This window comes from Nocardia carnea, from assembly GCF_029869215.1.
Lineage (GTDB): Bacteria > Actinomycetota > Actinomycetes > Mycobacteriales > Mycobacteriaceae > Nocardia > Nocardia carnea_B.
In genome coordinates this window covers 20,599-27,856 of the sequence record NZ_JARWPM010000338.1, presented here as the reverse complement: position 1 = coordinate 27,856, position 7,258 = coordinate 20,599, and the positions used below count along the sequence as shown (strand labels likewise).

The 7,258-nt window shown below is 67.2% G+C and carries 8 protein-coding genes and 4 tRNA genes; 3 read left to right on the top strand and 9 right to left on the bottom strand.

What is annotated here, in order from left to right:
• Positions 1-256: 256 nt before the first annotated feature.
• Both sfnG and QH276_RS23575 read left to right on the top strand, forming a co-directional pair.
• Positions 257-1,375: a dimethylsulfone monooxygenase SfnG gene (gene sfnG / locus QH276_RS23580; RefSeq protein WP_280400227.1), complete on the top strand. Its 1,119-nt coding sequence runs from the start codon at positions 257-259 to the stop codon at positions 1,373-1,375.
• On the top strand, positions 1,372-2,586 hold the full coding sequence (locus tag QH276_RS23575; RefSeq protein WP_280400226.1) for an SfnB family sulfur acquisition oxidoreductase: 1,215 nt from the start codon (positions 1,372-1,374) through the stop codon (positions 2,584-2,586). The genes sfnG and QH276_RS23575 overlap by 4 nt, the downstream gene beginning before the upstream one ends.
• Before the next feature lie 71 nt (positions 2,587-2,657).
• Here the strand turns inward: QH276_RS23575 and QH276_RS23570 are convergent.
• The 6 genes from QH276_RS23570 to QH276_RS23545 form a co-directional block, all read right to left on the bottom strand.
• Positions 2,658-2,731 (bottom strand) — tRNA-Leu (locus QH276_RS23570).
• A 1-nt stretch (position 2,732) separates the two neighbouring features.
• Positions 2,733-2,806: transfer RNA gene (locus tag QH276_RS23565), tRNA-Leu, on the bottom strand.
• Positions 2,807-2,842: 36 nt separating this feature from the next.
• A tRNA-Met gene (locus QH276_RS23560) sits at positions 2,843-2,916 on the bottom strand.
• Positions 2,917-2,961: 45 nt separating this feature from the next.
• A tRNA-Trp gene (locus tag QH276_RS23555) sits at positions 2,962-3,031 on the bottom strand.
• Between the two features lie 113 nt (positions 3,032-3,144).
• Entirely contained in the window at positions 3,145-3,687 is a 543-nt protein-coding gene (locus tag QH276_RS23550) for a hypothetical protein (RefSeq protein WP_280400225.1), read from the bottom strand.
• Positions 3,688-3,736: 49 nt separating this feature from the next.
• Complete coding sequence (locus QH276_RS23545) at positions 3,737-4,732, bottom strand: helix-turn-helix transcriptional regulator (protein WP_280400224.1); 996 nt, start codon at positions 4,730-4,732, stop codon at positions 3,737-3,739.
• A 160-nt stretch (positions 4,733-4,892) separates the two neighbouring features.
• Between QH276_RS23545 and QH276_RS23540 the strand changes: the two genes are divergently transcribed.
• Positions 4,893-5,825, top strand: coding sequence for an alpha/beta fold hydrolase (locus tag QH276_RS23540; protein ID WP_280400223.1), 933 nt, complete (start codon positions 4,893-4,895; stop codon positions 5,823-5,825).
• A 104-nt stretch (positions 5,826-5,929) separates the two neighbouring features.
• Here QH276_RS23540 and QH276_RS23535 read toward each other — a convergent pair whose 3' ends face one another.
• The 3 genes from QH276_RS23535 to QH276_RS23525 are packed head-to-tail and all read right to left on the bottom strand — an operon-like array spanning position 5,930 to position 7,229.
• On the bottom strand, positions 5,930-6,136 hold the full coding sequence (locus QH276_RS23535; RefSeq protein WP_280406905.1) for a DUF397 domain-containing protein: 207 nt from the start codon (positions 6,134-6,136) through the stop codon (positions 5,930-5,932).
• Entirely contained in the window at positions 6,133-6,351 is a 219-nt protein-coding gene (locus QH276_RS23530) for a DUF397 domain-containing protein (protein WP_280400221.1), read from the bottom strand. Before QH276_RS23530 ends, QH276_RS23535 begins: the two co-directional genes overlap by 4 nt.
• On the bottom strand, positions 6,348-7,229 hold the full coding sequence (locus QH276_RS23525; RefSeq protein WP_280400220.1) for a helix-turn-helix domain-containing protein: 882 nt from the start codon (positions 7,227-7,229) through the stop codon (positions 6,348-6,350). The genes QH276_RS23530 and QH276_RS23525 overlap by 4 nt, the downstream gene beginning before the upstream one ends.
• Positions 7,230-7,258 lie beyond the last annotated feature (29 nt).

The following is a 7,258-nucleotide window of genomic DNA, read 5'->3' as shown; positions in this document are numbered from 1 at the left end:
CCCCCCCGGTGCCCGGCCCCCAGCCCGGCCCGCGGCCGGGCCATCGGTCCGGATCGGCAGCGCGCCGAGATGTGATCGCGCGGATTCAAACCCTCGCCCACCGGGGACCACGCTGGTGAACTGGGGGCGCGCCGGGCGCCCCATCACCGCGTCCGGCGTCCGACGATCGGCGGCCGGTGGCGGAGCAGCGGTATCACGAAACCTTCGCCGTCGCTTCCGCCGCCGCGGATCGCCTGCACCAGTCCGAGGGAGCTCCATGAGTACCGAGAAGATCACCGACCAGATCCGGTTCGCCTACTGGGTGCCCAATGTCAGTGGCGGTCTGGTGACCAGCGATATCGAACAGCGCACCGGCTGGGATTTCGAATACAACAAGAAACTCGCGCAGACCGCCGAACGCAACGGGTTCGACTACGCGCTCTCCCAGGTGCGCTACACCGCCTCCTACGGTGCGGAATACCAGCACGAATCCACCTCGTTCAGCCTGGCCCTACTGGGTGCCACGGAACGATTGAAGGTGATCGCGGCGGTCCATCCCGGCCTGTGGCATCCGGCGGTGCTCGCGAAATTCGGCGCCACCGCCGACCATCTGTCCGGTGGGCGGTTCGCGATCAATGTGGTGTCGGGGTGGTTCGCGGGCGAATTCACCGCCCTCGGCGAGCCGTGGCTCGAACACGACGAGCGGTACCGGCGCAGCGCCGAATTCCTCGAGGTGATCCGCAAGATCTGGACCGAGGACAACGTGAACTACGGCGGCGATTTCTACCGGATCCGCGATTTCACCCTCAAACCGAAACCTCTCAATACCCCGCAGCGCCCGAGTCCCGAACTGTTCCAAGGTGGTAACTCCACCGCCGCCCGGCGCAACGGCGGGCGGTTCGCCGACTGGTACTTCTCGAACGGGAAAGATTTCGACGGAGTCACCGAACAGCTCGACGATCTGCGTGCCGTCGCCCGCGCCGCCGATCGCGAGGTGAAATTCGGATTGAACGGGTTCATCATCGCCCGCGATTCCGAGAAGGAAGCCAAGGACACTTTGCGCGAGATCATCGCCAAAGCGAACAAGCCCGCCGTGGAGGGCTTCCGCGACGCCGTGCGGCAGGCCGGCGCGTCGACGAGCGACCGCAAGGGAATGTGGGCGGATTCGAGCTTCGAGGATCTGGTCCAGTACAACGACGGTTTCCGGACCCAGCTCATCGGCACCCCGGAACAGGTCGCCGAACGTATCGTCGCCTACCGCGAACTCGGCGTCGACCTCATCCTCGGCGGATTCCTGCACTTCCAAGAGGAAATCGAATACTTCGGCGCCAAGGTGCTGCCGCTGGTGCGGGAGCTGGAGGCGGCGCGGCGCCCGGCCGCGGCGGCGAGCCGGTGACCGCCGTCGCCGCCGCGCGGATCGCTTCGGCCGAGCAGGCCCGCGCCGCCGCCGCCGAACTCGCGGCCGAATTCGCCGCCGGTGCCGCGCGGCGCGACGCCGAACGCGAACTGCCGTTTCCCGAGATCCGTAGACTCGCGGCGAGCGGCCTCCTGGCCGTCACCGTCCCCGCCGCGCTCGGCGGCGCGGACCTGCCGCCCAGCGAACTCGCCGAGCTCGTGCGGCTGCTGGCCACCGCCGACCCCAATATCGCGCAGATCCCGCACAGCCACTTCGTCTACGTGAACCTGCTGAAACTCGCCGCCACCTCCGACCAGCAACGCCGCTACCTGACCGCGGTACTCGACGGCGCGCAGATCGCCAACGCCCAATCCGAGCGCGGCGGGGCCACGATCGCCGATATCGCCACCACCGTCAGCCCGATCGAAGCCGGTCAGCGGTTCCGGATCGACGGCGTGAAGTACTACTGCACCGGTTCCCTGTTCGCGGACATTCTGGCCGTGCTCACCCGGCTCGACGATCCCACCGGCAGAACCGGCCTGCCACCCGGCCAGTACGTGGCCTTCCTGCCCGCCGATTCGCCGGGCGTCCGGATCGTCGACGACTGGAACGGTCTCGGCCAGCGCACCACCGGCAGCGGAACGGTGGTGTTCGAGGGGGTCGCGGTGGAACGCGATCAGCTCGTCGCCCGCAGTGCCGCCGTCGACGCCCCCACCGGCTACGGCGCCGCCGCGCAACTGCTGCACGCCGCGATCGACGCCGGGATCGCCCGCGGCGCACTCACCGCGGCCACCGATTTCGTGCGGGAATCCAGCCGGCCCTGGTTCGAGGCCCAGGTATCCCGCGCGATCGACGATCCGCTGGTGATCCAGCGCTTCGGCGAACTCGCCGTCACCCTCGCGGCCGCCGAATCCACCCTCCGCACCGCCGGCACCGCCGTGGACGCCGCCCTGGAGTCACCGGAACGCGCCGCCGACGCCTCGATCGCGGTCGCGACCGCGAAGGTCCTCGCCGACCGCGCCGCCACCGAGATCTCCAGTGCCCTGTTCGAGGTGAGCGGAACCCGGAGCGCCGCAGCGGAACTCAACCTGAGCCATTTCTGGCGCAACGCCCGCACCCACACCCTGCACGACCCGGTTCGCTGGAAATACCAGCACCTCGGCCGCACCCTGCTGCACGGAACGCCCCCGCCACTACACGGGGTGATCTGAGGCCGTCTCGATAGGCCCGGCCCGGGTTATCCGGCACCCGGGACGCCTACCGGTGGCGCCCCGGGCCGTAGTACTCCTGGAGGGATTCGAACCCACAACCTACGGTTCCTGAAACCGTCGCCTCTGCCGATTGGGCCACAGGAGCGTGCCCTCCGCGCGATTCGAACGCGCAACTACCGGATTTTGAATCCGGTCCCTCTGCCGATTGGGGTAGAAGGGCTTTCCGTCCGGCCGCGCACGCCATGTGCTCGACCGGTTGCGGTGGTGGGATTCGAACCCACGGCCTGCGGATTATGAGCCCGCCGCGCTGCCTGACTGCGCCACACCGCTTTGTTCCGGGAGTAGCCCGGAATATCGCCGAACCCGGCGATATCGCATATCCGGCAGGAGTCGAACCCGCTGGCGCCGGTTTTGGAGACCGGGCCGCTACCACTAGCTCGGATATTCGCGGAGTTGTTGTCTCCGTGATGTTTCCATCATCGCAGGCGGGTCAATCGAATTTCCGGAACGAATCCGGAAGGGAAGTCGGCACCCGATGGGCCTCAGCGGCGACCCGTTTTACTGTGCCTGGGCTGTGGAGCCCGAGGGGAGATCGGTGACCACTACCGGAGCGATATCGAGCAGTTCCGGCCGGAACTCGCCGCTGATCGGGCTGATATTGCAGACCGTGGCCACCAGATAGATTCCGCGCGGGATATCGGTGAACGATCCGGTGACGTGCCCGGTGGGGGAGGCGAACTGGACCCGCGGTCCGGCGGTGACGGCGCCGTCGGTGATCAGGCGCTGCAGCAGGGCGAACGCGTCGGGTTCGCGGCCGCTGAGGGTATCGACGGCGGCGGGGGCGAGGATGGGGGCGGCGACGGCGGTGTTCACCAGGACGGTTGTGCATTCGCCCGGGATGACGGGGAAGGTGTCGCGCCGGTTCGGGACATTGGCGACGGTGTAGTCGATGGTGGTGCCCGAGACCGTCGCGGAGAGGGCGATCGCCGGCCGGGTGTCCTGCGCGGCGGCCGTGGCGGGGAAGATCGCGGCGAAGACGGCCAGCACGAAGGCAGCGACGGCCGCGCCGAGGCCGAAACGGAAGAAGCCGGACCGCGCCATGGATCTCTCCTCTTCGTCAGATGGGCAAACGCTAACAGAAAAAGGCTGGTCAGCGTGGTATTGACCGCGGCTCGGCGCGACCGTAGGTGCGGGCCAAACCGGCGGCGACCTCACTCATGTGCTTCCGCAGGGCAGGTGGGTCGAGCACCTCGGCGCCGGTGCCCAGGCGTAGCAGCAAACCCGCTGTGTGCTCGATGGTCTCCAACGGGATCCGCACCACGGACCACCCGTCCGGTTCGATGCGGGCGGTTTCCCGTGCGGCGCGCACCAGATCCGGATCGAGCAGATGGTCGAGGCGATCGAGCACGGCCGGCGAGATGCGGACGGTGGCCGTGCCCTGCCGGCGGCGGGTGTCGAACCGGTCGAGGTAGTCCTGCCAGTAGTGGCCGAGGTCGAAGCCGGGAGGGCGCTCGAAGGTGTCGTCGAGTGTGTGCACGGTGTCGATCTGGGATACGCGGTAAGTCCGGATATTTTCCCCGGTCGCGGCTACCAGATACCAGCGCCCGGATTTGAGGACCAGCCCGTAGGGGTCCAGCGTCCGGTGCACCTGCCGGGGTTCGGCCCAGCGGCGGTATCCGATGTGCAAGCGGCGCTGGTTCCACACCGCGTCCACCACGGCGGGCAGGTGGGGGAGGTTCTCCGGGGTGTTGTACCACCCGAGGGTGTCGAGCCGGACGCGCTGCGAGATCCGTCCGGACGAGCCGCGGAACGGCTCCGGGAGCGCCGCCTGCAGTTTTCGTTGCGCGGCGGCCAGTGTCGCGCCCAGCCCCAGGTCGGCGGCCGGGCCGGGTAACCCGGACAGCCACAGGGCGTCGGCCTCGTCGGCGGTCATTCCGGTCAACCGTGTCTGGTACCCGTCCAGCAGCCGATAGCCGCCGTCGCAGCCGGCCTCGCCGTACAGCGGAATGCCCGCGGCGCTCAACGACTCCATATCGCGGTAGACCGTACGAACCGATACCTCCAGCTCCCGCGCCAACTGACCCGCCGTCATCCGGCCCCGCGTCTGCAGCAGCAACACGATCGACAGCAATCTGCTCGCCCGCACCGACACAGTCTGGCGACGTCCTCCGGCGGCCCGCCCGGCACGACCATAGGGACCGTGATGGTGTGATGCAGTTCACAGCGGATTGCCCCGCCTCACTGACAGGACCTGTCAGTAGGTCGCTCCTACCGTGTCAGCCGACCCGAACGACGATTGGAGACGGATGATCGCAGCAGACGAAACATTCGACGGCACTTGGCCTTTCGCGCCAGAATTCACCGATTCGGCCGGATTCCGGCAGCACTATGTGGATATCGGCCCACGCGACGGAGAACCGGTAGTGCTCCTGCACGGGGAACCGACCTGGGGGTATCTGTGGCGGCACCTGATCGGCCCGTTATCTCGGTCCCGGCGCGTCATCGTGCCCGACCATATGGGCTTCGGGAAGAGCGCTACCCCCGTCGATCGCAGCTATCTGGCCGGTGAGCACATCGACAATCTCGAAACGCTGCTGGTGCGGGAACTCGATCTCACCGGCATCACGCTGGTCCTGCACGATTGGGGTGGCCCGATCGGCACCGGGTTCGCGCTGCGGCACCCGGACCGGGTGGCGCGGCTGTTCGCCACCAATACCGTTCTGCCACTCGGGCTTCCCGGTTACGACGAGCTGGAGGCCGCGAATATCGCCGACAGTGCCTGGTTCCGCTGGGCCGCGGCGGCGCAGGCCGACGGCAGTCTGGAGCGGATCCTGGGCAACGCGGGCTCCACCGTCTGTCATCTCATGCTCGCCCTGCAGACGATCGCCCGGCCCGAGATCGTCACACCCACCTGGGTCCGCGCCTACGCCGCCCACTTCGGCAGTCCGGCGGAATGCCGCGGTGTGATCCGCTTCCCGCAACAACTGGTCGCCCCCGACCCCGCCGGCTCGCCGGCACCGCCGGATCCCGAGGCCGTCGCCGCACTGCGCGCGAAACCGGCGGTCCTCGTAGAAGGTATGCAGGACACCGCGTTACTACCGCGCCACATCATTCCGGCGTTCCGGCTCGCCTACCCGGACGCCCCCGTCATCGAACTACCGCACTCCGGCCATTTCACCCCCGAAGACGCACCTCAGGAATTACTGGCCGCGCTGGAATTGTTCCTGCACACCAGCTGACGAGCGATCCCGAGATACGTCGGATTGCCCAGTGCAGCGGCCTGGTCTCGAGTTGTTCGAAACGAGGCCGCTGCGCCGGGCGTCGCCTGGGCCTGGGTGGATACTCAGGCGGGGTGGGGCGTGCTGCTTTGGATTGCGGTGGTGAAGGCATCCCATTCGGAGGGAGTGAAGACCAGGGCGGGGCCGGTGGGGTTCTTGGAGTCGCGGACACCGACCATTCCGCCGTCGAGGAACGCGGCCTCCACGCATTCCCGGCCAGCTCCGCTACGACTCGATTTGAACCACTGGGCCTTGGACAGGTCGATGGTCATGCGTCGCACTCCCTGGCCGCTATTGCGCTGCCGTGGACCGTCGCGGTGAAGGCATCCCACGCGGACGGCGTGAATACGAGGGCGGGGCCGGTGGGGTTCTTGGAGTCGCGGACACCGACCATTCCGCCGTCGAGGAAGGCGGCCTCCACGCAGTCCTTGCCGCCCGCGCTGCGGCTCGATTTGAACCACTGGGCATCCGACAGATCGACGTTCACGCTGAGTACTCCCTTGCTGCTATCTGCCTGATCAGGCTCTTGCTGGCTGCAACGTCGAGCGACGATTGCCGGATGACGTCGTAGGCCTGACGATACCGGCTCACGTCCTTGGGTCGCTCCAGATACAGATCGCCCGCGTACGACTCGACGTACACAACCGTGGGCGATATCTCGCGCCCCCGGCCGTCCCGTCCGAAGTCCAGGATCGTGAATGGCCCGGTCGAAATTCCTGCGGGAAATCCTGCCGTGAAGGGGAGCACTGACACAGTCACATTGGTGGGCATGTTGGCCAACCGGTTCAGCTGTTCCCGCATCACCTTGGAACCGCCGACGGCAGTGCGGAGGACTGCCTCATGAACTATCAGGTCCACGCCTGCGGGCTTGGTTTTCCGGTTGATCAGCGCCTGACGCTTGACCTTGAGCTGGATATGCCTGTCCTGCGCCTCCTCGGTTACATGTGGCAGGAAGATGCGATCGAGTGCGCGGGCATAGTCCGGCGTCTGGAACAGTCCGGACAGCATGTCCGGGCGGTAGATGGTCAACTGCTTGGCCGATGATTCGAGTCCGACGTACAGGTCGAAGTTGCCGGACATGACATCGTCGAACGCACGCCACCAGCTCTTTCCGGTTGCCTGCTTCGCCAGGCTGACCAGAGCTGTGACAACTCCGGGGTCGTCGATGCCGTAGATCCGGCAGAGGGCTTCGACATCGGGTACGCGGATGCCGGTCAGTCCGCGTTCGGCGCGGGACAGCGTACTGACCGAGAGCTGCAAGAGCGGTGCGACGTCTTCGAGGTTCATATTCACCGCCTCGCGGGCTTCGCGGAGGTATCGGCCGAGCTGGCGGCGGGGCAGGGTGGTCGAGTTTTCTTCTGGCACGGGGTTTCCTCGCTTTGCATTCGATCTGA

What these genes read in the sequence shown, in the direction of transcription:
- QH276_RS23540 (WP_280400223.1), top strand. Translation starts at nt 4,893, where the DNA reads ATGATCGCAGCAGACGAAACATTCGACGGCACTTGGCCTTTCGCGCCA.
- QH276_RS23550 (WP_280400225.1), bottom strand. Translation starts at nt 3,687, where the DNA reads ATGGCGCGGTCCGGCTTCTTCCGTTTCGGCCTCGGCGCGGCCGTCGCT.
- sfnG (WP_280400227.1), top strand. Translation starts at nt 257, where the DNA reads ATGAGTACCGAGAAGATCACCGACCAGATCCGGTTCGCCTACTGGGTG.
- QH276_RS23535 (WP_280406905.1), bottom strand. Translation starts at nt 6,136, where the DNA reads ATGACCATCGACCTGTCCAAGGCCCAGTGGTTCAAATCGAGTCGTAGC.